This is a genomic window from Helicobacter macacae MIT 99-5501, from assembly GCF_000507845.1.
Lineage (GTDB): Bacteria > Campylobacterota > Campylobacteria > Campylobacterales > Helicobacteraceae > Helicobacter_B > Helicobacter_B macacae.
The window spans coordinates 1218746-1243963 of record NZ_KI669454.1 but is presented as its reverse complement, the minus strand read 5'-3'; the positions used below and the strand labels follow the sequence as shown (position 1 = coordinate 1243963).

Sequence of the window (25218 nt, the reverse complement as noted above, 5' to 3'; positions counted from 1 at the left end):
ATCATATCGGGATTCTTTCTAAAAATTTACAAAATCTAAAAACTAACTAAAGTGTTTATGACTAAGGGATTTTATCTTTTGGAAAGTCGCTTTGAAATCCACGCCAAAAGTCCTACACTCACTAATGGTAGTGAAAAAATTGGTATCGCCACTATATCTAGGGATAAGGTGTATGTGTAAGTGCTCGGGGATTCCAGCTCCCGCGCTTTTGTGGATATTTAGCCCCATATTTACGCCTTGTGCGCCATACTCCTCTAGAAGCGCGACACCTTTTTGGGATAGTGTTTGGAGGTGTAGCCACTCTTGTGTGCCTATCTGTGTGGGCGAGGCTTGGTGCTCGTGGGGGATAATGAGAAAATGCGCGGGTGTGTATGGATAGCGATTCATCACACAAAAGCACAGCTCATCGCGAAAGAAAACGAAATTTGCTTCATCATCGCTTGGGTTTAGGCTGATAGCACAAAATGGACAGCCTTTTTCCTCGTTTTCAAAATACTTCGCTCGCCAAGGTGCATAGATTTGCTGCATTTAGAGAATCCTTTATTTTGGTTGCGTTGGAATCATTGGCACAAAATCTTAAAGATTTTGCCAAATCTTACTAGCAATATCTAGCAAGAAGCTAACAAGATTTTTAAGATTCCAAAGTTTTTTTAAAAAGTCCAAAAGTCAAAAACAAGGATTTTACCTTATTTTTTTATATGAATCACTACGACTTAAGTAGCAAATATAAAAACTAAGCGTGGAAATTCGTGAAATTAAAAATAACTATGCGTTAAAACCAAAAAGAAAAAGCTAGTCAATGCAAAGCAATATTGGCAGGTGCTACAAATATGGACTAAAAGTAAAATCTATGCGTAAAAATGCTAAAAACTTAATGAGGTGTTTAAAAACCATTCATTGCCGTGAGAGATGACATATTTTTGCCGAAAAAGTGTTTCACTTTTGGGGTCGTTTTCGCGCACAGAGCCAGCATTGCAAGCATTGCCACTCATCGTGCAATTTAGTCCATTATACCCATACCACCGCTCTGCTGCGATATTATAAAAATTATGCTTGTAGCCAAAATTTACCCGAAAAAATCGCGTGATATATACTGATACCCCATAGCGCAAAAATGCTCCACTGCCCGAGGCAAAAAACGAGTCATAAAGATTGCTACTTTTTCCTTGTGCGGCTAGCTCGTTTTGCCACGATTTATCGCTACTGTCGCCTTGAGAAAATCGCCCAAACTCCACTCCCCCACCAAAAAACCCACCTATTTTTAGATAGGCTAGGCGATTTTTCCACCACGATGATTTGGCATTTACCGCTTTGCGAAGCCAATAATCAAACGGAGCATTTACTATGATGTCCCCACCAAAGCCAAAAGTCATAAATGTGCCATTGTCTGCAAGAGTGGCTTGTAAGTCTTTGTTAGGTTGCGGTGTTTGCGCAAATGTAAATTTGTCATTTGTTGGGGTGGTTGGATTTGGGTTTATGGTATCAATCCCACCACTTGGGACATTATTTGTGCTTGTATCACGACTGCTAGAGATTAGCTCGCCTAATCCGCCATTTTTGATACTCATCTCGCCAAATAGTCGAATACCGAAAATATCAAATCTATCAAAATAATGCTCTACACCTATCTCTAGGGCATAGCCTTTGTTTAGCGTGCCTTGATAGTTTGCATTTGTGGTGTCGCCACGACAGAGCTGAGCTGGGCAGGTGGCGACTTCTTTGCTCATAGAGTTGGTGTTTTGGGTAGCAGTGGAGCTAGAGCTTACAACCCCACTGCTTATATACAAGCGGAGTAAATCCCCGATAAGTCGCGGTGGCTTTTGCTCGATAGGTATTTTTTCGCCCGATTCCTCATAGTCTTGGGAGTAGTATTGGATTCTGTCTATGGAGTCTTGGGCTAGGGCGTCTTTTTGGGCTTCTTGCTTTGCTTCTTTTTGGGATTCTTTGGAATCTTGTGCATTTTTTTGTGTGGTTTTTAGATTTTTGCGGGTAGGGCGGGTATTTTTGCTTTTTGTGGCTTTTTCATCTTTTATTAGTTTTGGGTATCGTGTGGTTTTTGCTTCACTATTTGGTGCGGCTTGTAGCATTTGTGTGCTTATAAGCGCAAATATAGCCACTAAAGCAAGAGGCACACTCACTATTTCCTTACATATTGCACGCATTTTACACGCTCTTTTTGTTTAGCTCTACAAAGGCTTGAAAATCCGCCTTTATACGCGACTCATCAAAAAACTCCTCTATCGCTTCACGCATAGATTTTGGCTCACTTATGTTGTTTACCACATTTCTAAAAGCACTAGCACCCTCCTCGCCTTTGGCATAGGCGTGCAGATTTTTGCGAAACATTATCGCCCCGCGCTCGCCATAAAAATCAATCATCGCATCAAAATGCTCTAGCACAATCTCGCGTTTGATGACATTTGGTAGCTCATCGCTACGCTTGCCTTGCTTTATCTGCCAAAAAATCCACGGAGATTTTAGAGCGGCTCTCCCTATCATCACGCCATTTGCGCCTGTGAAATCTAGCACTTCTTTCGCTTTTTTGGGAGAATCTATCTCTCCATTTGCGATTAGTGGGTGGTGCAAAACCTGCTTCATATTTTCTAGGGCTTGATAGTCTATGCGCTCCTTTTTGTAAGCATCGGCTTTTGTGCGGGCGTGGACCACGACAAAATCTACATTTGCGTCATTTAGTGCGTTTGCGATTTCTAGGGGAATCTTTTTGTCAAATCCTAGCCGAACTTTCACGCTTGTGTAGCGGGCATTGGTGCGCTCTCTAATGAGATTTAGGCATTTTACAAGCAAGTCTAGATTTTTTAGTAGTCCGCTTCCATTGCCGTGATTTGCGACTTTGGGGGCTGGACAGCCGCAGTTAAAATCTAGTATGTCTATGTAGTTTTTATTTATCTCGTTTTGCTTGTTTAGCACTTCTATGGCTTTGCTTAGCACTTCGGGTTTTGAGCCTGCGATTTGGACAGAAAAGGGCGTTTCATTGGGGGATTTGGCTAGCATTTTTAGTGTCTTTGCGCTACTAAAAGCTAGGGCGTGGGAGCTTATCATCTCACTAACGGTAATATCTACGCCAAATCGCTTGACTACTTTGCGAAATGGCAAATCTGTATATCCTGCAAGTGGAGCTAAAAATAATAGATTTTCAAAAATTATGTCTTTTTGCTCTTGTGGTGTTTTTATCTTAGGCATATTTTGTCCTTAAAAGTTTAAAAAGCCTTGATTTTGCTAAAAGCCTTAAAAGTAATTATTGTGTAAGCAAAATTTATGCGAAACCTAAAATCTGCATAAAATCCTAGCATAAAAGCAAGAATCTAGCACAAATCTAGTGCAAATATGAAAAAGGCTTAACAATTTTATGAGATAATCGCACACTTGCTTTATGCGTTTTTGGACAAATTAAGGTAGCAAAATCAGCACTTAAAAATCTAAAGCTACCAAAATCCCCCCAAAAAAATAAAGGCAAAATCACAACTTGGCAAAATCACAATTTGAAAGGACAGACCAAATGAAAAATCCAGTAAAAATCGCTATAAAAAGCGTAGCAAAAAAAGCAAAAAGTATGACAAAGAGCTTCATCACTGCATTTGTAGTAGTGCTTGGCATAGTAGGGCTAGGCGTGGGTTTAAGTGGCTGTGGCGATGAGGCACGCACACTAGAATCCATAAAAGCAAAAAATGAGCTTATCATAGGTGTGTTTGGCGATAAGCCACCATTTGGCTACATAAATGAGCAAGGGCAGAATGTAGGCTTTGATGTGTATGTGGCTAAGCGACTTGGTAGAGAGTTGCTAGGTGGCGATGAGGGTGTGAAATTTATGCTTGTCGAGGCGGCAAATCGAGCGGAGTTTTTGCGCTCAAACAAAGTTGATATAATGATGGCAAACTATACCAAAACACCAGAGAGAGCGCAACAAGTGGATTTTGCTACTCCGTATATGAAAGTCGCGCTTGGTGTGGTAAGCAAAGAGGGCAAAATCATCAATGTATCACAGCTAGCAGGCAAAGTCCTAATCGTAAATAAAGGCACGACAGCGGATTTTTATTTCACAAAAAATCACCCTGAAATCAAGCTACTAAAATTTGAGCAAAATACCGAAACCTTTGCCGCGCTAAAAGACGGCAGAGGCGATGCGCTCGCACACGATAATACGCTACTTTTTGCTTGGGCAAAGGAAAATCCTAGCTATGCAGTGGGGATAAAAAAGCTAGGCGAAGATGATGTAATCGCCCCTGCGGTAAAAAAGGACAACAAAGAGCTACTAGAGTGGATAAACAATCAAATGGAGATTTTGGCAAAAGAGGGATTTTTTACCGAAGCGTATAACCAAACGCTTGCTCCTGTATTTGGCGATGATATAAAGCCAAGTGATGTGGTGTTTGAGTAGTGGTTGATATATTTTTCGTTGCGGGGGGAGAATGTCGCAAAATTGTCTCGTGATGAAATCGTAACAAGGCTTATGAGAGATTTTAATTGAGAATTTTTATTGGGTTTATTAAAACACTTGCATAAGCTAAATCTAAACTAGATTATTTCTTAGTATTGAAGCGATTTTATCTCCATTTTCTAGCATAAAATCTTGCGATAATAAAAAAAGCCAAGAATAAAAAAAAACACAAATAAGGATTTTGTAAATGAAAAAACTCCACCAAGACACACTTCTAATCCACGGTGGCGAGTGTATAGACGCCGCCACAGGTGCGGTAAATTTCCCTATCTATCAAACTTCTACTTATGCACAAGAATCACTAGGCAAGCACAAAGGCTATGAGTATTCGCGCACGGGCAATCCCACTAGAAGCGCACTAGAGCGACTTATCGCCGAGCTAGAAAGTGGAGTGGCTGGCTTTGGCTTTGCTTCTGGTATGGCAGCTAGTAGCTGCGTGTTTAGCCTTTTTTCTCGTGGGGATAAAATCATAATATCAAGCAATGTCTATGGTGGGACTTTCCGCGTGCTAGATAAGGTATTTGCGCGTTTTGGCATAGAGTATGAAATCATTGATATGCGCGATGAAAACGCACTAGAATCTAGCTTGCAAAGAGACAAAAACCACATAAAAGCACTATTTTTAGAAACCCCTGCAAACCCGCTAATGACCGTTACCTCCATAGGGAGCGTGGCAAAAATCGCCAAAAAGCACGGAGTTCTTTTGATAGTGGATAATACCTTTATGACGCCATATTTACAAAAGCCATTAGAGCTTGGAGCGGACATTGTGGTGCATTCTGCGACTAAGTATCTAGGCGGGCATAGCGACATAGTCGCAGGCTGTGTGGTGGTGGGGGATAAAGAGCTAGGAGAGAGAATCGCATTTTTGCAAAACTCTATCGGTGCGGTGCTTGCGCCATTTGATAGCTTTTTGCTGATTCGAGGGATAAAGACTTTGGGCGTTAGAATGCAGCGACATTGTGAAAACGCACTAAAAATAGCGCAATATTTGGAGGCAAATCCAGCCATAGAGAGAGTGTATTATCCCCTGCTAGAATCAAGCGGGGATAAAGCTACCCAAGAATCCCAAGCACGCGGTGGTGGGGGAATGATAAGTTTTGAGCTAAAAGGTGGCTATGATTTTAAGACATTTTTACAATCCTGCGCTCTTATCCCACTAGCAGAATCACTAGGTGGAGTAGAATCGCTTTTGTGCCACCCTGCAAGTATGACACACGCTTCTATCCCAAAGGAGATTAGAGAGAGTGTCGGCATAAAAGAAAGCCTTATCCGCTTATCAGTAGGCATAGAAAATGTCGATGACTTAATCGCGGATATACAAAACGCGCTAAACAAAAGCAAAATCTAAATCACACAAAATCTATGCAAAAAGCATAGAAAAATCACAAAATAAGGATACAAAATGCTTATACACTCGATAACTCAAGCTGTTAGAGATACGCCACTTTTGGAGCTAGCACATATAAAAGTGCCAAATGGAAATAAAATCTATGGCAAATGTGAGTATGCAAACCCAGCAGGTGGGTTAAAAGACCGCACGGGAATCTATATGATAGAGCAAGCCCAAAAAAATGGAATCCTAAAAGAAAATAGCGTGATAGTCGAAGCCACAGCAGGAAATACAGGGTTAGGGCTAGCCCTAGCTACACTACACACGCCTTATCGGTTGATTTTGGTTATCCCAGAGCATTTTTCCAAACAAAAGCAATCCCTTATCCGTGCACTTGGTGCAGAAGTGATAAACACACCGCAGGAGCAGGGCATACAAGGTGCGCTTGATAAGGCAGATGAGCTACTCTCACAGATTCCAAACGCGCTTTCTCTAGGGCAGTTTGAAAACGGAGATAATCCAAAGGCGCATTATTTTCACACAGCGCGTGAAATCTACTCCGAGCTAAATGGAAAAATCGACTACTTCATTGCAGGTGCGGGTAGTGGAGGGAGTTTCAGCGGAATCGCAAAATACCTAAAAGAGCAAAATCCTAGCATAAAAACGATGCTTTGCGACCCGCTAGGCTCACATATCGGTGGGTTTGGCAAAGAAGATGAGGGAGTTTGCTCTCATATTGAGGGGATTGGCAATAAAACTACGCCAAAAACAATGGATAGCACTCTAGTTGATAAAGTGCTAAAAATAAGCGATGCAGAAGCGATAGAGGGAGTGAAAACGCTCTCACTAAAAGAGGGGGTGCTAGCAGGAATATCATCGGGTGCGTGCTTTATGGCTGCGCTAAAGCTAGCAAATGAAGTTTATAATTCTCATATTGTTACGATTTTTGCCGATAGACTAGAGAGATACATTGATGAGAGAGGTATTTTTTAGGGCAGATTTTAGATTTTGCCTGATTTTACTTGCTTAAGATTTGCTAGAGTTTTTTTAGCTTTTTTTTGACTTAATTGTGGATTTTGGTTTTCACACAAAAAGCTAAAAACACAAAGATAGGCGTTATCTAATCAAAGATTTTTTTTAGCATAGATTTTAGAGAAAATTTAGCCGTGAAAAAAGAGTAAATAAAAAAAACTTTTAAGGAGAATTAAGAATGCAAGACACGCCAGAATTTGCCCAAATGCAAACGCTACTTTTTCCACTACTTGCCTGCGGGGTATTTGTCTTAGTTCATATTGTGATTTATTTTTTGCTTGTGCGCTCTATCTCTCATAGGCAGTGGCTATCTCGCGTGTATGCGTGCATATTGTGGGGAAATATGTTGCTTTGTATCGGCTATATGTGGATGCGCTCTTTTGCTATCGCTCCGCAATGGTTGTTTTTCGCGATGTCTATCTCGGTAGGCGTGGCATTTTCTTTCCTTATCGCAGCCTTTATCGCAGCATTTATCAATATCACGCTATTTATCTTTCGCAAGCCACAGCACCTAACCACCAAAGTCAAGCGCACCATAGTAGCCCTCTGCTTTGTGTATAGTGGATATGCCTTGTATCACGGGCTAGAGCAGCCACTTATCAAGCGAGCAAGCCTTGAGCTAGAGGGATTAGAAAAACCTCTTAGAGTAGCGCAAATTAGCGATGTGCATATCGGTGGGCTTATTGATAGCACGCGCACAGCCCAAATCGTGCATTTGCTAAATGGCGAAAATCCAGACATTATCGTTATCACGGGGGATTTTATCGACACAAAGCTAGAAAACGCCTTAGAGAGTTTGGATATTTTTAAGGCATTGAGGGCGAAATATGGCGTGTATTATGTGCTTGGCAATCACGAGTATTTATACGACATAGATTCTATCATCGCTACGCTAAAAAACCTAAATATCACGCCGCTTCTAAATGAAACGATGATAATTTGGCGCAAGGTAGAATCTAGCAAAAGAGAGAAAAAGCCGTTTGTAAATCTATCGGGGATTACAGATTTGATGGGGAATCGTATGGGGATTTATCGCCCTGATTTTGCCGCTGCACTCGCACATAGAGAGATAGACATTCCTACGATATTTTTAACCCATCAGCCAAAAGCAATTGAATACCTAAACAAACATCAGCTTGAAAGCATTGATTTTATTTTTAGCGGGCATACGCACGGCGGGCAGATTTTCCCTTTTTCTCTTGCTGTGTTGCTTCAGCAGCCGTTCTTAAAAGGACTGCACAAAATCGATGGCGGAGGATATATCTATGTAAGTCAAGGTGCGGGATTTTGGGGACCACCTATGAGGGCGTTTAGCGATGGCGAAATCGCCGTATTTGACTTCATACCACCAAAATAATATACTCACTTCAATATTTAGCTTAAATAAGATACAATACTTCAGTTGTTGCTTTTAGTTGTATTGAGATTGGCGAGATTTCACTAAAGCGACAAAATCAAAAAATTTAGCTACAAAGGATACAAATGCTAGATTCTCAAACGCCACCAAAAAATAGCCTAAAAGCCACCACCACAAACGAAGTCAAAATCACGCGTTCGCTAAAATTTAGAAGCGATTTTGGCGAAGTAAGCTATGATGTGTATGAGCCTGTTTTTGCCCAAGAGTCCAAATCGCCTATATATCTTGCCCAAATCGCACACGGAATGGTAGAGCACAAAGGGCGATATGAGTGGGTAGCAAAAGAGATTGCCAAAAACGGCTTCATAGTCGCAGTAAGCGACCATAGAGGGCACGGCGATAGCACAAATGGCGATGAAATCACGCTAGGGTGTATGGGGGAGGATAGCTTCCAAAAATCTGCTTATGATTTATACAAGCTCACTTGCTTGCTAAAAGAGCAATACAAACCTCAAAAAGTCGCTCTTTTGGGACATTCTATGGGCTCTTTGCTTGCTAGACGGTATCTTATGCTATATGGCGATAGCTTGGACGCACTGATTTTGAGTGGCTCTCCTAGTGCTAGCAAGGAGCAAAAAGAGCTAAAATGGGGTGTAAGGCTTGCAAAGCTGTTTTGCTTTTTTAATGCGGGGCAGCTAGGTGGAAAAGTGATAAACAAAATCCTTTTTGGTGGATTTAATAAACGATTTGCAAAGCAGGGGGACAAAACAGGGCTAGGCTGGCTATGCGCTGATGAAGCGGTGGTGCAGGGCTATCTCGCCGATGAAAAATGCCATTTTCACTTTGATGCGCAGAGCTTTTTGCATTTGTTTGAGGGAATGCAAGAAGTCTATGGCGCGTATCCATATCCGCAAAAACCGCATTTGCCGATACTTTTTGTAAGTGGTAGTGATGATGCTAGCGGGGAGTTTGGAGCGGGTGTGCAAAGGGCTAGAGAGCATTTGCGTTTCCAAGGATTTGATGATGTGGAAATGCTACTATACAAAGGAGCTAGGCACGAAGTGCTAAATGAGCGTATAAAATCCCAAGTGCTAGAGGATATATTGCTATGGTTAAGCGTGAAAGGATTTTAGAAAATCTTAGATTTATAAATACTTTGTAGAAAATCCGTGCTTTTAATGTGCGGGGCTTGTTTTTACCCTTGTCGTGCGTGCTAAAAACTAGACTACCTCACAAAGCGAATGCCTAGCCCTATTCTATGCGCATAGGAGTTGTATTCATAGAGTATATCTCCATAGCCTACAAAATACTGCATATACAATCCATAATACTCATTTATCTTGTAAGTGTAGCTTGTGCGAAAATATGGCGTAGGGTGGCTTTTGGCAATGCTATAAGGTGGCTGCAAAACTCCTAGCAATCCACCTAAGCTAAAATCCGCCAAGTGATTACCGTATCGCATATTTACCTTTGCTTCAAAGCTGCCTAAGTATTTGTAAATATCTAGATTTTCTTTGTAAAATCTAGTCGGCACGAATGCCTCCATATCAAGTCCCCAATGCTTGCTAGAAAATCTCGCCTTTAGGATAAATCTATCGCTTCCTCTGCTTCTATCTGCCACACCGCCTTGTGCTTTGTCTATCTCGCCATTGCTGATATGCCGGCACCCAAAAGTGATTTCTGTAAGGTTAAATCTATCACCTTGTGCAAAATCGCCTTTGTGTCGGCTTTTGTGGCGATATGTAAGTAAAAATTCTGGCTGAAAGTCATTATCCCTCATAGGCGAGCTAGCCTTTTCATTGAAAAGCTGAAAATAAAATGTGTTAGTAAAAGCAAGGTAGAAAATCCAATTTTGGCTAAAAAATTTTGGAATAATAGGTGCGCGAAAACTAATTTGTCCTTTTAGCTCGCCACGCAAATATTGTGGATTTCGCATCGGCGTTAGATTATAAACATACAAAAAGTATGTATCACGCCAATTTTCAAGCCACAAAAACGCGCTAATATCTTTAGGACGAGGGATAGCATAAGGAGTAGAATCTGCAAAATTTCTAAAATCTGTGTAGTTTTGTTATTTTGTGGGATTTGCAAAATCTATGGCGGAGCTTGGCGCAAAATCTGCGAGGTAGCCTGCGCTAGATTGTTTGCAAAAATCTGTGCGAGATGAGATAATGGACTTTGTGCAAAGTTTTGTAGATTCTAAAGCTATAAGCATATTTATGCTAGCCGTTGATATGGTTGCTAAAATGGCTAGGGATACTTTTTCGCATAAGTGAGGGTAGCTTGGCTTTTTAAAAGCCCCCTCCTTTGCGGAGGGGGTTTGGGGGTGGGTATCTTTTGCATTGGAAAAAGCATAGAAAGATTCGTCATTACTAAAGAAACTACGGCTTTGCCTTGTTTTGCGAGCAAATGCGTTAGCATTTGCGTGGCAATCCACACTTTTATTCGTCATTGCGAGACTTGACGAAGTCAAGTCGTGGCAATCCATTGTGCCGTCATTGCAAGAGAATCCGCAAAGATTCTCGTGGTAATCTATGTCTTTTTGTGGATTGCCACGCCAACTTCGTTCGCTCGCAATGACGGAAACATTTGCATTTGTATTATTGGTAACGGAAATATTCGCGCTATTGGCAGTTGTTAGATTTACTTGAAGTGCTGAAGTGGTATCTACCCACCCCCTAGCCCCACTCGTGCTGCGGGAGGGGGAACTAACATTATGCTCACTCGCAATGGAGGGGGAACTGATTAAGCGTGAACTACTCTCTCTCTCTCTCTCGTTTAGATGAAATTTTTGCATTGTAAGTCCTTTGTATATTGCGTATTGTAGAATCACAAATTATATAAGACAAAAATATATCAATAGCTTATAAAATTATGCGCGTTTTAAGGCATAAGAAGTTTGAAGCAAGATTTGGCAGGATTTTGGCAAAAATCAAAAACGATTGTCTAAAAAATATTTAAAAATTTTCTAAGTGTAACTATTTGTAGCTTATTTATGGATTTTCGCACTTTTATGGGGTTTTGTAAGTCTTATTTTACAAAGTATTTTTATTTTTTATAGTATTATGAGAATCCTTTATTTTAAGCAAATATCGTTATTTGCGCAAGCTATAAAAATTCTCAAAAAGTGCTACATTATAGGAATAAAATAAGAAATTGTTTTATAATCATATCTTTGAATTTTTTTGGCATAATTCGCATACAAGATACTAAATCTAAGGAGTTTTTATGAAAATTTGTGGCTTATTGGTATTTTTGAGTATGATTAGCGTATTTGCTAGTGAATTTGCACTCGCTGATAATGTAAATAGTGCGAACAATATAAACAACACAACTGCACACAACGAGAGAGAGAGAGAGAGAGAGAGAGCGGGGGGGGGGGGGCGATTCTTGCACCAAAAGTAGATTCTGTCTCTAAAATAACTTCCACACCCAAAATAGCCTCCACAAAATATGCACAATCCACACAAATGGATTCTAGTAAATCTAGCGAATCCAAAAAGAGCGATTCCGCGATACCTTATTTCCCCCTGCCTCACTTATATGATTCCAAAGTGCAAAATTCTAATACTCCCGATATAAAGCCACAAGGACAAACAAAATCACAAGACTTACAGGCAAAAGACTTAGGCAAAGTAGTTGCCAAAGGCTACAAAGACGCAGGGCTAGAATCTAGGGAGCGATACCAAAGCAGTGCGGGCGAAATCTCACGCGCTATGCTAGAGTCAAATCCAAATGGAAACGGCGACATTACCTCTATCCTAAAGATTTTGCCAAATGTGCAGTATGACACAAGGCAAAATTCTAGCTCGACACCGGGCGAGATAAATCCCGCAAATATCTCCATAAGTGGCGGACTTTATTATCAAAATAATTTCCAAATCGATGGGTTTAATATGAATAATGACTTAGACCCTGCGGCAGGAAGCTATGGCAACTATGATCCCGTAAATATTACCGCGCTACCCGGGCAATCTCAAGGGCTAAATATCGACACTGCCCTGCTAGAGTCAATCTCTGTGCAAGATAGCAATGTAAGTGCAGCGTATAGTGGATTTACAGGTGGCGTGATAGAGGCAAAAACAAAAAGAGCTAGGAAAAAATTTGGCGCAAATATCAGCTACCAAATCTCACAGGGCAATGCAAATCCCAAAAACTTCAGCCTTACAAATTATCATATTTATGGTGGCGCAAATGGCGATGGGCTAAATAACTTTTTAGCTGCAGATGCCACAGGTGGACATCCGCAGTTTATCAAGCACTCTATCCGCGCTAGCTTAGAATCCAAAATCACAAAAAAGCTAGGCATAGTCGCTAGCTTCACCACCACGCAGAGCTTTATCCCGCTAAATTCTGGCTCTAGCTCATATCTAGCTGCCACGCTTGATGATAAGCGCAAAATCCAAAAACGACAAAACTACAACTATTTCTTAAAAGCAAGCTATGACATAACGGACAATCTAACACTAGAAGCAAGCTACGCTTATGCGCCAACTTATAGCAACTACTTCATAAGAAACACCAAAAATTCTAGCTTTGATATGCTAAGTGGCGGGCATCAAGCAGGACTAAAAGCACTTTGGAAAAATAGGGCTGGATTTTTGGTAGCACAAAGTAATGTAAACTATATGGATAGCTCACGGATAAATAGTGCGGTAAATTATCTAGGCTGGAGGGCAAGTGAGGAGAAAAACTGGACAAACAACTTGCAAAGTGGCACGGTAAGTGAGGGCGGCTATGGCAATGTCGATACAAAGCAAATCAATTTAAATGTCAAAATAGCGCAAGATTTTGAAACGCTAAGCCTAAAGGCGTGGGAAAATCGCTTCAGTGTGGGAGTGGACTCTGGCTATGTAAATGCCTACTATGAGCGAATGGAGGATATGCTTTTTGGTGGGACTGCTTGGCTAGCTCCGCTAAGTGTGGGGCAGACTTGCTTAAGTGGGGATATATCTTGTAGTGCTTCAAAAGTGTATTATTCAAGTGGTAATTGGGCAAATAATGTAGGACAATATGCCTACCGACTAAGCTACTACAAGGCTGGGAAAATCTCGCTAGATTCACTAAACTTTGGCTCGTGGATAGAAGATGATATGAGGTTTGATTTGCGTAAAGCAGGGGAGGTAAATGCTAGGGTTGGCTTAAGGCTTGATTTTGATACATATATGAGTAAAGCCACGCTATCGCCTAGATTTTCGCTAAATTATGTCCTGCCGTGGAGTAAGTGGGGTAGGGGGAGAGATTTTGCTACGCAGCTTACATTTGGCGTGTCTCGCTACTACGGACGCAATCTCTTTGCCTACCGACTAATGGAGGAGCGAAGCTCACTGCAATACAGCCTAGCAAGAAGTGATGCGAGCAAATCTTGGGAAGGCATAATGGCAAATGAAGCAAATAAAAAAACAAACTGCTACACTCAAAGTGATTGCTTTAGTCAAAACAAAAACGACACAAACTTCAAAAAAATGCGCGTGCCATACTCAAATGAACTAATGGGCGGAATCGTGCAGCATCTCTACGCCCTACAAATAAGCGCGAAATATATCTATCGTGGTGGCAGAGATGAAATCCGCAGAATGTGCCAAGCCCCCGATGGCTCTATTAGCTCATATAATTGCGCTAGCAATGTTGCAGGGCTTACAAGTAATTTGCGCTATGTGTATACAAATGAGGGGCGAAGTGATACTGATGTGATAAGTCTAGCCGTGCAAAATCACAAAAGCCTAGATTTCGGTGGTGTGAAAAATCATATTTTATTCGCGTTTGATTGGAGTAATGTGCGCAGGAACTATGAGGACTACACTAGCTCTATCACGGAGGGCGAGCTAGCAAATGAGTGGATATACTACGGAGGGCAGGTAATCCAATACGCAAATCGCCCCGCGACAAATTTCACTCGCCCCTACACGATACGACTAAATACCACCACTAGTTTTCTCATTGGCAGATTTAAGTGGCTGTGGAATAACTTTTTTCGCGTGCGAAGTAGCTACAATGCTATGGCAAGTATAGGCACAAACACACAAAAGTTTAAAGATTTGCAGGCGCAATACCCCCAAATCACAGCTGCATTTGAAAAATATCGCGTGCCTGCTAGCTTTAATTGGGATATGAGAGTGGGGTTTGAAGTGGGTGTGTGGAAATCAAACACACTCTATGCAAACCTAGACATAATAAATGTCTTAGATAACCAAAATCTAATGATAGCTTCAGCTACTTATACCAATAGTGCGGGGCTAACCGCTGTGCCTGTATATGAGCTAGGTAGGCAGTTTTGGGTGCAAGTGGGGTATAAGTTTTAGGATTTTTTAGATTTTTAGTCCCAAAGATTTTGACTAAAATTTTAGATTCTCCACCATTTGTTTGTGTATGGTTTTGTGTTGTCTTTTTGGCTTTTGTCTATTTCACACTTATTTTTCTCGCTCTCATTTATTTTGCACTTATTTATTTCACGCTCTCTGTCCTCCTCCCACAATGGCACAATTTCGCCAATCATCGGTGTAAGTAGCCCAAAATCTATCTTGCCATTTTTGCGCGCGTTTTCATAAAGCGTGCTTATACTCTCTAGTGGTTCACTCCATTTGTGAGTGGATAGCTTAAATTTCGAGTTGTGTATCGGCACGGCGACTTTTGTGCGCAAGTCAGCGCAGGCTTGCAAACTTTCACTTGGAAAAAGGTGGATTTTTGCCCATTGCTCATTGTATTGCCCATTTTCGATGAAAGATATATCAAAGCCGCCCATAGCCTCTCCTATGTCTTTGAAATGCTCTCCATATCCGCCATCGCCACTTAGATAGATTTTTTTGTTTTGATTTTTTAGGCATTCTATGCCATAGCTTGCCCAAAGAGTTTTGTTTGTATCTGTGAAAAATCTACCTGAAAAATGCCTAGTAGGGAAGCAGTGCAATCTAAAAATACTATCTAAATCTATGCTTTCCCACCAGCCTAGCTCTGTGATATTTGTCTTTTTTATCCCCCATTTTTGCAGATATTTCCCTACACCAAGCGGGACAAATGCTTTTGTAATGTCAAGTTTTTTTATGGTATTCTTGCTTAGGTGGTCGTAGTGATTGTGCGTGATGATGAGATAATCTATGGGTGGCAAATCATTTGGTTTATAGATGTCTGCTCCACTAAATGGCTTGCAAATGCGCCCAAAAGGGCTAGCCGCGCTACCCAAAATCGGGTCAACCAAAATGTGCTTCCCACCTATCATAAGCAATATTGAGGAGTGCCCAAACCACACAAAACTATCGTTTTTGGGCAGTGATTTTATGTCGTTTTTTATGCTTGGGATATGCACATCTTTTGGGTAGCGTAGGATTTCAAAAAGCGTGGATTTTTTGATTTTGGTAGTCTTGTGCGGAGTGGTAAAATCTTTTGATTCTTTTGCCGCGCTGTGTGTCATTTTGTTATTTACTATTTTCTTAGATTTTACCACTTCTCGCCTATGCCAAGTAGCAAGCAGCGGTTTATCTTTGGCAGTGCACATAGTGCATAAAATCTACCTTTTTGAATGGCTTGTGCGTTTTGCTTAGTGTTTTTAGTGTTTTGTGTATTTATTTTTGTGCCATTGCCCCTTATGGTTTGCAAGTCGCTAAAATAGCGATTTTGGAAGTTTAGATGCACGCGCATAGCTTCATCACTTGCAAGCCTTGCATAGACGCTTACCCCACCTAGCTCGCTATATATAGGCTCGCTATCGACAAATCCTCGAAAAAACACAAGCGGTTTTTTGATTTTGCTTCTCTCACGCCAAGTTAACTTTTTATACACACTATAATCAATAAGCGAATACCCTCTAAAGCGCAAAAAACTATTTTGCAAAGTGGCTTGCAGAATCTCTTTGTGTCGTTTTTCTAGATTTGCTTGGAAAAATCGCAAAAACTCATTTGCATCAGGCAATGCCTCACTTGATTCATTATGTGGCGTTTCTCTTTTGCCAGATTTGTTTTTGGAAGTGCGCAAATATTCCTTTGACTCCTCTACTTGTTGGCTAGATTTTGCACAAAGTGCAAAATCCCCGCATATAAGCAAAGCACCAAACAAAATCCCCGCAACACCTGCCAAAATCCTAAATGGCTCTAAAGTCGCGTTATTCATTTTCTAGCACTTTTGGTTTTGAGAATCTATTAAGCGCGATTATGCCAACTGCGACAACACCAAGCACTGCTATTACTGCTATGTATGAGTATTGTCCATATTTGTCAAAAAGCGTGATGATAAACTTTGAGCTATAAAACGCTACACTTCCTAGCAAACTAGCCCAAATCACACAAGAGAGGGTATTTAGTAGCAAAAACTTTTTGAAATTGTAGCGACTAACGCCGATTGCCACAGGGACTAAAAACTTGATTCCGTATAGATATTTATTGACAAAAATCAAGATAGAGCCGTATTTGCGTAGCCACAAGTGCATTAGCGCGATTTTTCTGCGGTGCTTGCTAAGGTATTTGGCAAACTCTTTTTTCTCATAGCGCACCGCATATACAAGCATAGAGCTACCAAAAATATTGCCCAAAGTCGCTATAAGTATGCTTAGAGAAAGGCTCATCTGCTCTAGGCTGGATAGCACGCCCGCTGCCAAAATCCCCACATATCCGCTACCCATACAATACAAAAATAGCACGATATATCCCCACGAATCAAAAGAATCCCTAAAAGAGTTGATTGTAGATTCCATTTTTTGCCTTTGTTGTTTGACTACTTATTTGATAAAATCTGCATTTTTCTAAAAATACGAAAAGGGATTATATCCACATAAAACCTACTTTATGCAAACTTCAAAAATACAAATAAAGAAAATCTTAAAAATTTATTGCAAAATTTTATTTTATATGTATAATTATTCTATTTTTGAACAAAGAGATTGTGTAGGGTAGTTTATCAAAGCTGGAGTTGGGTTAGGGTTTGGCTTTGGCTTTATAATATTTTGGTTTGGAAAAAGAATGCTTTTAAGGAATGAAAATGGATTTACCTCAATGGGACCAAAGCAAATACAGCATACACAATGACGCTATTGACGCGCAGCACAAGCAGCTTTTTGACATTGCTTATCGTGCAGGGTTGCTTATCAATAAGCAAGCAGGTAGCGATGAGATAAAGCAGATTTTGTTTGAGCTATTTGAGTATATGAAAGTGCATTTTGCTGATGAGGAAGCCTATATGGAGAGTATCGGCTATCCGCACCTAGAGCAGCAAAGAGAATCCCATCAAGAAATCATAAGCAATATGACAAGCCTTATCCAAAATATCCGCTATGATTTTAAGCAAAAACTTGCCATTATCACGCAGGATTGGCTCATAGAGCATATTTTGAAAGAGGATATGCAAATAGAAAAATGGAGGGCTTCCCACCAAGAAGAAGCAAAAAAAAATCTAGAGCAACACAAAGAAATATTTCATATCTACACTTGTCAATGCCGAAAAGAATTTCACTTGCTTGATACGATTCACAAAAAAATCCAAAAGGGCAAGAGTTTTCATTGCAAGTCCTGCGGGCAGGTGATAAAATTTGTTCGTGATGACAAAAAAGAACCCACACAATAAGCCTATAAAATAGACTTGCATAAAATGTGGCATAACGGTTTTGCCTAAGCAAAATCCAAGCGATAAGCAACTACAATCAAGCGCAAACCAAGAATAAGCAAAAAAACAAGCCAAAACCAAGTGAATAAGGCTAAGCCACAATAAGCCGCAAATAAAATCCAGCCAAAATCTACAAGTGATTTTATTTCACATTAAACACTTCTTAAACTCTAAGCTACTACAATAACGCCACACAATCTAAAACACAAAAAATGTGATAAAACTACAAAAAGCCTTAAAGCACTCCATAACCCCACATAATAAGGAAATCTATGCTTCCCCTAGAATCCATACAAAAAGCTCATCAAATCATCGCTCCTGTGATTGAGCGCACGGCGTTTTCTTACGCACCTAGACTATCAAGCCTAACAAGCGCGAATATCTACCTAAAAAAAGAAAATTTGCAACGCACGGGGGCGTTTAAAATTCGCGGTGCGTTTAACAAAATCGCTCAAATGAGTGAGCAATCCCGCGCAAAAGGTGTCATCGCTGCAAGTGCGGGCAATCACGCTCAAGGCGTAGCCTACTCTGCGCGACATTTTGGGATACCCTCTGTGATTGTTATGCCTGAAGCCACACCACTTCTAAAAGTCCTAGCCACCAAAGAGCTAGGTGCTGAAGTCGTGCTAAGTGGGGATAACTATGATGAGGCTTATGCTAAGGCTTATGAGATAGCAAAGCAAAGGGATTTGAGCTTTATCCACCCATTTGCAGATGAGGAGGTGATGGCAGGGCAGGGGACTATCGCGCTTGAGATGATAGAGGAGCAAGAGCTAGATTTTGTGCTTGTGCCTATCGGTGGCGGTGGACTTATCGGGGGAATCCTAAGCGCATACAAAGCCCTAAGCCCTCACACCAAAATCATAGGTGTGCAAGCAAAGGGAGCGAATGCTATGGCGACAAGTTTTTATGCCAAAAAAATCCAAAATTCTACTTCGGTTCGCACTATCGCAGATGGCATAGCTGTGCGCGATGTCAATGCGCTAAATTTCTCATATATTTGCGAGGGATTAAGCGCGATAGTTGAAGTAGATGATGAGGAAATCGCAAGTGCGATTCTCTACCTACTAGAAAATCAAAAGCTAGTCGTGGAGGGAGCGGGGGCTTCTGGCGTAGCCGCCCTGCTTCATCGCAAGCTAGAAATCAAGCCAAATGAGCGCGTAGGCATAGTGCTAAGTGGTGGAAATATCGATGTAACTATGCTAAATCTCATTATCCAAAAAGGGCTTATCAAAACGCATAGACGCTTACAGCTTCAAATCGTGCTTATGGATAAACCGGGTGCACTCCAAAACCTCACTAGCATACTTGCAAAAGCAAATGCAAATATTGTCCAAACTGATTATGATAGGACTTCGATAAATCTAGCCTATGGAGATGTATATATCACGCTTGCTATTGAGACAAAGGGCGAAGCACACAAGCAGCAAATCTGCAAAGAGCTAAAAGCAAATGGATATGAATTTAGTGAGATTTTGTAGATTTTATGCACGATTTTAGGGGGTATCAATGCTTGCAAATATATCTCAAATATTTAAAAAACTATATTTATACATAGCTATTTGGGCAGAGGATTTCAAAAGAGCAGGGCGCAAGTATGATTTAGTCGATGTGGGATTTGGCTCTATATTGCTAGCAAGCCTATCTGCACTGCTTTTTATGATAAGCGAGATTTCTATCAGTAGCAAAGAAATAAACGCGCTTTTATCGGCTAGAGATTCTCATCTATTTTCTTTTGTGGCACTCTGCCTTGAAATCTTTGGTAGCAATGATTACGCGCTTAGAGGTGGGTTTTTGGCACTCCATTGTGTAAATATGCTACTTATGTATAATCTTAGTCGTTTGTATCTCAAAAAGCCTAGCGATTCGTTGCTGCTTATGGCGTTATACGCGCTTTTGCCTGCGACAAATCTAAGCGCGATTTTGCTATATAAAAGCGGATTTATTTTATTTGCTTTGTTACTTATTTGCTACTTTCAGATGCGTTTTTCTCGTCCACCTTATATTAGCATTTTTGTTTTTGGCTTGCTAGATTTGGCTTTTAGTGCGGTGTTTGTAGCACTTTGTGCATTTGCGATAAAAAAGCGCAAAACAAAGACATTTGTCGCTTCGATTTTGGGGTTTGGGCTAAATATGTTTTTGTATGAGGAATCTATCGGTGGGATTCCAAAGGCATATTGCTTGGATTTGCTAGGAAGTATCGCTATGCTTTTTTCGCCATTTTTGTTTTTGTATTATGTTTATACGCTCTATGCAGCAGTGGCAAGACGCAAGGAGGATTCTCTTATGGTGTATATCGCTACAAGCGGGCTTATACTTATGATACTTTTGTCATTGCGACAAAAGGTAGATATTACACAATTCACGCCATTGCTTTTGGTGGGATTCCCTGTGCTAGCATTTGGATTTTTTAGCGATATTCGCTTGAGACTAAAGCAGTTTAAAAGGCGATTTAGAATTCGTATGAGTTTTATCATAGCTACTTTGCTTTTAGAGACGCTTTTGCTATTTGGCAACAAAATCACATATATTTTTTCATCTAAGCCAAATTTTGCCTATCCCTACTATGTGGCAAAAGACTTGGCAAACGAACTAAAATCGCGCAATATACTTGCGATAAAAACGCAAGATTCTAGCCTTTCTTTGCGACTTGGGTTTTATGGTGTGGGTATGGGGAGTGGTGCTTGCCTTTATGAGAAAAAGCCAAAGGGATACAGAAGCGAGAGAATCTCCATAGAGTATTTTGGTGTAAGTGTGGCTAGCTATTTTTTGGTGCGACATAGTGGCTGTCGTGTGTAGTCGCACTGAAGTTTTCATCGCAAGAATTTATAAGAGAATTTTTGCGTAAAAAAAAATCTTGTGGCAAAAATTTTTTGCACAAGAATCTTGCTAAATTTATCAAAAAGTGAGAAATGACTATGCGTGATTGCTTTAGCGTGCTTGAGCTTGTTTTTGGGATTGCGATTTTGGGGGCTTTTGTGTTTTTTGGCTTGCCACCAAAATCTAGCCAAGCCCTCCATAGTGCTGCTATCCACACGCTATCTCATATCCGCTATACGCAGCATTTAGCACTAAATGATTCGCTAGATTTTGCCACCACCGCACAGACTCAAACGCTTACCAAAATGCACCCATCAATTAGCCCAAGCAAACTGCTAGAATCGCACAAAAACTTTTGGCAAATCCAATTCCACCAAAGCGGAATCTACACCCCTCAAAGTTTTAGCATATATTTTGATACGCCTAGATTTGCCCCCACCACCGATAGAGACAATCAACCAAGCGTGGGCGATATAATCGCTACAAGTGGCAAAAACAAGCGATGTCTATCAGGGTATAGCAATATAAACATTTCCATAGAATGTCGCAACAATGCCGAAATAGCCGTTAGGCTAGGGGAGTATTTTGGTGTAGAATTTATCTCACTAGATTCCAATCCACACTGCCAAGAAATGGGGACTTTTCGCGTGAAATTTGATAGATTTGGCAAGCCATATTGTGGCAAAGAAGCACTTGCCCTGCACGCCCCGCTAAAAATCACACTACACAAAAAAGGCTTTAGCAAATCAATATGTATCCACCCAAACACAGGCTATGCTTCTCTTTCTCATAATGGTGTGTGCTAGATAAAAATACGATTTTGTTAAAAAATCCTGCCGATTTAGATTTTACTTGCGAGATAAGAGGGTGTCTAGCAAAATCTATCGCTCGCCTTTGAAAGTTTGTTTCAATAGGTGTGGCAAAAGGGTGTAAGGATATGAAAGAAGTCAAAAAAGTTCCGTTTTTGGACTTAAAAGCGCAGTTTGTGGATTTGCAAAAAGCGGTGCTAAAGGGTGTAGAGAGCATTTGCAAAAATGCAGAATTCGTGCTAGGAAGCGCGGTAAGCGAGTTTGAGGAGAATTTCAGTAGCACGATTTTTGGCAAAGCACCCAAAAAACCCAAAGAAAAGCTAGATGAAGCCATAGAAGAGCTACTTCATAGTGCTTATAACAAAAACCACTGCGTAGGCGTAGGCAATGGCACTGACGCGCTACAAATCGCCCTAAAAGCCCTAGATTTGCCACCTCATAGCGAAGTGCTTATCCCTGCAAACACTTACTTTGCCTGTGCAGAAGCTGTGCTAAATGCGGGGCTAAACCTCGCAATAATTGATTGCGATGAAAATGGCGAATTTGTCATAAATAAAGAAAATCTAAGCCCAAAATCTAGCGCATTTATCGCTGTGCATCTCTATGGCAAAGTGCTTGATTTAGACAAGCTACGCGATTTTGCCAAAGAGAATTCTCTAGCGTTTATCGAGGACTGCGCTCAAGCGCACGGGGGAGTGGATAAGCAAGGGCGAAGTGTGGGGAGTGTGGGTGATATAGCGACATTTAGCTTTTATCCGGGCAAAAATCTAGGTGCGTATGGTGATGGCGGGGCGGTGCTATCAAAAGACATAAATCTAGTCAAAAAAGCTAGGCAAATCGCAAATCACGGACAAGAATACCAAAACGATGCGTTTGTAAAAAATCACCACATAGCACTAGGGTATAACTCAAGACTAGATTCTATCCAAGCAAAGATTTTGACAATAAAACTACCATTGCTAGAAACACATAACGAATACAGGACAAGGGCTGCTAGGCGATATTATTATAAGCTAGAATCTTTGGAGAAAAAGGGCTATCTAAAGCTGCCACCTCTTAGCGAGCAGTGCGTATGGCATCTCTTTGTCATTGAGTGGCTTATGGAGGGGCAAAAGGGTAGGGATAGCTTGTGTGAATTTCTGCAAAAAAACGGCATAGAATGCTCTATCCACTATCCAAACGCACTTAGCGATATAGAAGTGCTACGAAACGATGAGAGAGTGCGGGTGCTACCTACACCAAATGCGTCAAGGCGGGCAAAAACTATCATAAGCCTGCCGATGGGAGAGCACCTGCGAAACAAACATATTGAATACATTAGCGATAAAATAGAGGAATTTATCGCTAAAAAATAAATCTATCTAGCTTAAGCAAGGTAAGGGGATTCTTTAGATTATTTTTTGCCAATCGCCATTGCGAGAGAATCCGCAAAGATTCTCGTGGCAATCCACAAATTAAAAAATGTATTGCTTCGTTGTATCCTTGCCAATGTCCCACAAAACAAAGTAAAACCGAAATTTATATAGATTGCCACGCAAGTCTTTCGACTTGCTCGCAGTGGCGGTTGCTAACCTTGCTTGAGATTCAAGGGGAATTTACCCCACCTCATAGCCCTATACTTCTCGCGATGATACCCCATAGCTAAGCGAGCAAATCCACCCCAAAATCACAAAAAATTATTGTCTAAATTATCACGCCTTATTTTGCCACTATCGTGCGAGCACCCTCATTTGAATACACCAAAAATCGCTTATTTTTGCCCCTATATTTGTTTAGCGCACGAGCAAAGTCTGCCGTGTCTTTGATAGCTATGTCTTCTACTTGAGAGATGATGTCGCCTTGAGAAAATCCCGCCTCTTGTGCTGGAGAGTTTGGCGCGACATTGGTTACTATCACGCCTGATATGTCGCTTGGGATTCTGTATCTTTGGCGGATTTGGGCAGAGAGTGGCTCTACGCGCATTCCTTTTAGCGCGCTTTTTTCATCGCTAGATTCTGGGATATTTACAGGCGCACTTTCATTTGCGCTTCCGTCTTTGCGCGTAGCAAGCGTGAGCGTGATAGTTTGAGGTTTGCCATCACGGATTATGCTTAGAGTTGCTCTCTCATTTGGTTTTAGCGCACCGATTAGATTTCGCAAGCTAGCAGAGTCTTTGACAGGCTTGCCATTTACTGCAGTTATCAAATCCCACACAAGTAGCCCCGCTTTGCGTGCGGGGGATTTGGGGTCGATAGAGATGACTACCGCGCCTTGAGCGTTGCCGTAGTTTGAGCGTAGATTTTCGCTTATGTCTTGCGTGCCTACACCTATGTAACCCCGCTGGATTCTACCCTCTTTGACAAGAGAATTTGCCACTTCTTTTACCATATTTGCAGGGATAGCAAATCCCACTCCGTGATTGCCACCTGTGCGTGAGAGGATAGCTGTGTTCATACCGATTAGCGCACCGCGTGAGTCGATTAGTGCACCACCTGAATTCCCGGGATTGATTGAAGCGTCTGTTTGGATAAAGTTTTCATAAGCGTTGATTTGGATATTTTTGTTTATAGCTGAAACGATACCTTGAGTTACGGTCTCGCCTACGCCAAATGGATTCCCAATAGCAAAGACTACATCGCCCACTGCGACATCATTGCTATCGGCAAATGGCACAAAAGGCAGGTTGTTTTTGCTGATACGAATCACAGCAATATCGCCGTCTTTATCCGTGCCGACAAGGCTAGCAGTGTATTCTCTTGTGTCATTTGGAATCGTTACGATGATTTTGTCCGCGCCGTCTATTACGTGGTTATTGGTGATGATATAGCCATCGTGCGAGATGATGACGCCACTGCCCAAAGAGCGTTCTACCCTGTCTTTTGGGATTTGGCTATACATATCGCCAAAAAACTGCTGAAAAAACGGGTCGTTAAACATTGGGTTCATAATGTTGTTTGCGACTTTTTTTTGCGTGGAGATATTTACTACGGCTTTGGTAGCCCTCACAATCGCATCGTGGTAGGAATACACCGTGTTTTTGTCATTCATAGGGTTTGCGCGTTTGGAGGCTTTGGGGGCGTTTTGGATAGAGTAGGCTTGCAGTGAGGAAGCACACACTACGCAAGCTAGTGCTAGAGTGGAAAAATACGATTTTTTTGACATTTTGGATTCTCCTAGATTTTTTGTTTGGATTACTAAAGAAACTTCACTTCGTTCGTTTTACTAAAGAAGCCAAAGGCTTTCTAAAGAAACTTCACTTCGCTTGTTTTCTAAAGAAACTTTGGCTTCGCCTTGTTTTTACCACGAACGATAAAGTGATTCTCGCAATGGCGGAAAATGAGATTTTGCAAAACGCTAGCAAAATCTTGGCGAGATTTTGCAAATTTTACACCTGATTATTGTGTGCTAGCAAAGCAAATGCCAAATTGTAAAACGAAAATCTAAATATTTATAAAAATCTAAGTATTTTTGCAAAAATCACTTCTTGTGAGATATTCACACTTCAAATTTATCGTAGCGCACATTCCACCTTGCTAGTGCGGAGGGGGCTAGGGGTGGGTATAGGCTTTAAGTATTTTTGTGGAGGGTGGGTTTTTTAGATTCCTAAGGCTTCGTCATTGCGAGCAAACGAAGTGAGCGTGGCAATCTACAAAAAAGACATAGATATTGCAACGACTTGACTTCGTCAAGTCTCGCAATGACGAATAAAAGCGTAAAGTGCCACGAATTGAATTGCCTTGCGATTCTTGCAAAACAAGCGAAGCGAAGTTTCTTTAGAAAACAAGCGAAGCGAAGTTTCTTTAGAAAACAAGCGAAGCGAAGTTTCTTTAGAAAACAAGCGAAG

At 41.1% G+C, this 25218-nt stretch carries 21 protein-coding genes; 12 read left to right on the top strand and 9 right to left on the bottom strand.

The window, feature by feature from the left end; all coding sequences use genetic code 11:
* Positions 1-42: 42 nt before the first annotated feature.
* The 3 genes from HMPREF2086_RS05430 to HMPREF2086_RS05420 form a co-directional block, all read right to left on the bottom strand.
* Entirely contained in the window at positions 43-528 is a 486-nt protein-coding gene (locus HMPREF2086_RS05430) for an HIT family protein (RefSeq protein ID WP_023927761.1), read from the bottom strand.
* Between the two features lie 335 nt (positions 529-863).
* Positions 864-2162, bottom strand: a complete 1299-nt coding sequence (locus HMPREF2086_RS05425) for a hypothetical protein (RefSeq protein WP_023927760.1) — start codon at positions 2160-2162, stop codon at positions 864-866.
* Position 2163: 1 nt separating this feature from the next.
* A complete protein-coding gene (locus HMPREF2086_RS05420; protein WP_023927759.1) occupies positions 2164-3201 on the bottom strand; it encodes a tRNA dihydrouridine synthase in 1038 nt (345 codons plus the stop codon).
* A gap of 370 nt (positions 3202-3571) precedes the next feature.
* Between HMPREF2086_RS05420 and HMPREF2086_RS05415 the strand changes: the two genes are divergently transcribed.
* The 5 genes from HMPREF2086_RS05415 to HMPREF2086_RS05395 all read left to right on the top strand — a co-directional run bounded on the left by HMPREF2086_RS05415 (position 3572) and on the right by HMPREF2086_RS05395 (position 9311).
* Complete coding sequence (locus HMPREF2086_RS05415) at positions 3572-4396, top strand: cysteine ABC transporter substrate-binding protein (protein ID WP_034561170.1); 825 nt, start codon at positions 3572-3574, stop codon at positions 4394-4396.
* A 247-nt stretch (positions 4397-4643) separates the two neighbouring features.
* Positions 4644-5807 (top strand): trans-sulfuration enzyme family protein, encoded by a 1164-nt coding sequence (locus HMPREF2086_RS05410; RefSeq protein ID WP_023927757.1) that lies wholly within the window; start codon positions 4644-4646, stop codon positions 5805-5807.
* A gap of 54 nt (positions 5808-5861) precedes the next feature.
* The gene (locus HMPREF2086_RS05405) at positions 5862-6782 is read left to right on the top strand and encodes a PLP-dependent cysteine synthase family protein (RefSeq protein WP_023927756.1); all 921 of its coding nucleotides are present in this window, start codon (positions 5862-5864) and stop codon (positions 6780-6782) included.
* A gap of 217 nt (positions 6783-6999) precedes the next feature.
* On the top strand, positions 7000-8178 hold the full coding sequence (locus HMPREF2086_RS05400; protein ID WP_023927755.1) for a metallophosphoesterase: 1179 nt from the start codon (positions 7000-7002) through the stop codon (positions 8176-8178).
* A 125-nt stretch (positions 8179-8303) separates the two neighbouring features.
* Positions 8304-9311 carry an alpha/beta fold hydrolase gene (locus tag HMPREF2086_RS05395; protein ID WP_023927754.1) on the top strand — a complete coding sequence of 336 codons (1008 nt, stop codon included), beginning with the start codon at positions 8304-8306 and terminating at the stop codon, positions 9309-9311.
* Between the two features lie 92 nt (positions 9312-9403).
* Here HMPREF2086_RS05395 and HMPREF2086_RS05390 read toward each other — a convergent pair whose 3' ends face one another.
* Positions 9404-10171 (bottom strand): phospholipase A, encoded by a 768-nt coding sequence (locus HMPREF2086_RS05390; protein WP_034560398.1) that lies wholly within the window; start codon positions 10169-10171, stop codon positions 9404-9406.
* Between the two features lie 78 nt (positions 10172-10249).
* A complete protein-coding gene (locus HMPREF2086_RS05385; protein ID WP_023927752.1) occupies positions 10250-10975 on the bottom strand; it encodes a hypothetical protein in 726 nt (241 codons plus the stop codon).
* A 431-nt stretch (positions 10976-11406) separates the two neighbouring features.
* Here HMPREF2086_RS05385 and HMPREF2086_RS11520 point away from each other — a divergent pair, with 431 nt between their 5' ends.
* On the top strand, positions 11407-11583 hold the full coding sequence (locus HMPREF2086_RS11520) for a hypothetical protein (RefSeq protein WP_023927751.1): 177 nt from the start codon (positions 11407-11409) through the stop codon (positions 11581-11583).
* A gap of 65 nt (positions 11584-11648) precedes the next feature.
* Positions 11649-14480 (top strand): TonB-dependent receptor, encoded by a 2832-nt coding sequence (locus HMPREF2086_RS05380; RefSeq protein WP_023927750.1) that lies wholly within the window; start codon positions 11649-11651, stop codon positions 14478-14480.
* Positions 14481-14521: 41 nt separating this feature from the next.
* Here HMPREF2086_RS05380 and HMPREF2086_RS05375 read toward each other — a convergent pair whose 3' ends face one another.
* The 3 genes from HMPREF2086_RS05375 to HMPREF2086_RS05365 are packed head-to-tail and all read right to left on the bottom strand — an operon-like array spanning position 14522 to position 16861.
* Positions 14522-15619 carry an MBL fold metallo-hydrolase gene (locus HMPREF2086_RS05375; RefSeq protein WP_051397609.1) on the bottom strand — a complete coding sequence of 366 codons (1098 nt, stop codon included), beginning with the start codon at positions 15617-15619 and terminating at the stop codon, positions 14522-14524.
* The gene (locus HMPREF2086_RS05370; protein ID WP_023927748.1) at positions 15613-16281 is read right to left on the bottom strand and encodes a hypothetical protein; all 669 of its coding nucleotides are present in this window, start codon (positions 16279-16281) and stop codon (positions 15613-15615) included. Before HMPREF2086_RS05370 ends, HMPREF2086_RS05375 begins: the two co-directional genes overlap by 7 nt.
* Positions 16274-16861: a DedA family protein gene (locus HMPREF2086_RS05365; protein WP_023927747.1), complete on the bottom strand. Its 588-nt coding sequence runs from the start codon at positions 16859-16861 to the stop codon at positions 16274-16276. The genes HMPREF2086_RS05370 and HMPREF2086_RS05365 overlap by 8 nt, the downstream gene beginning before the upstream one ends.
* Positions 16862-17145: 284 nt before the next feature.
* Between HMPREF2086_RS05365 and HMPREF2086_RS05360 the strand changes: the two genes are divergently transcribed.
* From HMPREF2086_RS05360 to HMPREF2086_RS05340, 5 genes are all read left to right on the top strand, one after another.
* Positions 17146-17727 carry a bacteriohemerythrin gene (locus HMPREF2086_RS05360; protein WP_023927746.1) on the top strand — a complete coding sequence of 194 codons (582 nt, stop codon included), beginning with the start codon at positions 17146-17148 and terminating at the stop codon, positions 17725-17727.
* 311 nt (positions 17728-18038) lie between these two features.
* A complete protein-coding gene (ilvA, locus tag HMPREF2086_RS05355) occupies positions 18039-19247 on the top strand; it encodes a threonine ammonia-lyase (RefSeq protein WP_023927745.1) in 1209 nt (402 codons plus the stop codon).
* Between the two features lie 28 nt (positions 19248-19275).
* Positions 19276-20565: a hypothetical protein gene (locus HMPREF2086_RS05350; protein WP_023927744.1), complete on the top strand. Its 1290-nt coding sequence runs from the start codon at positions 19276-19278 to the stop codon at positions 20563-20565.
* A 113-nt stretch (positions 20566-20678) separates the two neighbouring features.
* Complete coding sequence (locus tag HMPREF2086_RS05345) at positions 20679-21392, top strand: hypothetical protein (protein ID WP_051397608.1); 714 nt, start codon at positions 20679-20681, stop codon at positions 21390-21392.
* A 131-nt stretch (positions 21393-21523) separates the two neighbouring features.
* Positions 21524-22750 carry a DegT/DnrJ/EryC1/StrS family aminotransferase gene (locus tag HMPREF2086_RS05340; protein ID WP_023927742.1) on the top strand — a complete coding sequence of 409 codons (1227 nt, stop codon included), beginning with the start codon at positions 21524-21526 and terminating at the stop codon, positions 22748-22750.
* Between the two features lie 343 nt (positions 22751-23093).
* Here the strand turns inward: HMPREF2086_RS05340 and HMPREF2086_RS05335 are convergent, their stop codons facing one another.
* Positions 23094-24536 carry a Do family serine endopeptidase gene (locus tag HMPREF2086_RS05335; protein WP_023927741.1) on the bottom strand — a complete coding sequence of 481 codons (1443 nt, stop codon included), beginning with the start codon at positions 24534-24536 and terminating at the stop codon, positions 23094-23096.
* Positions 24537-25218 lie beyond the last annotated feature (682 nt).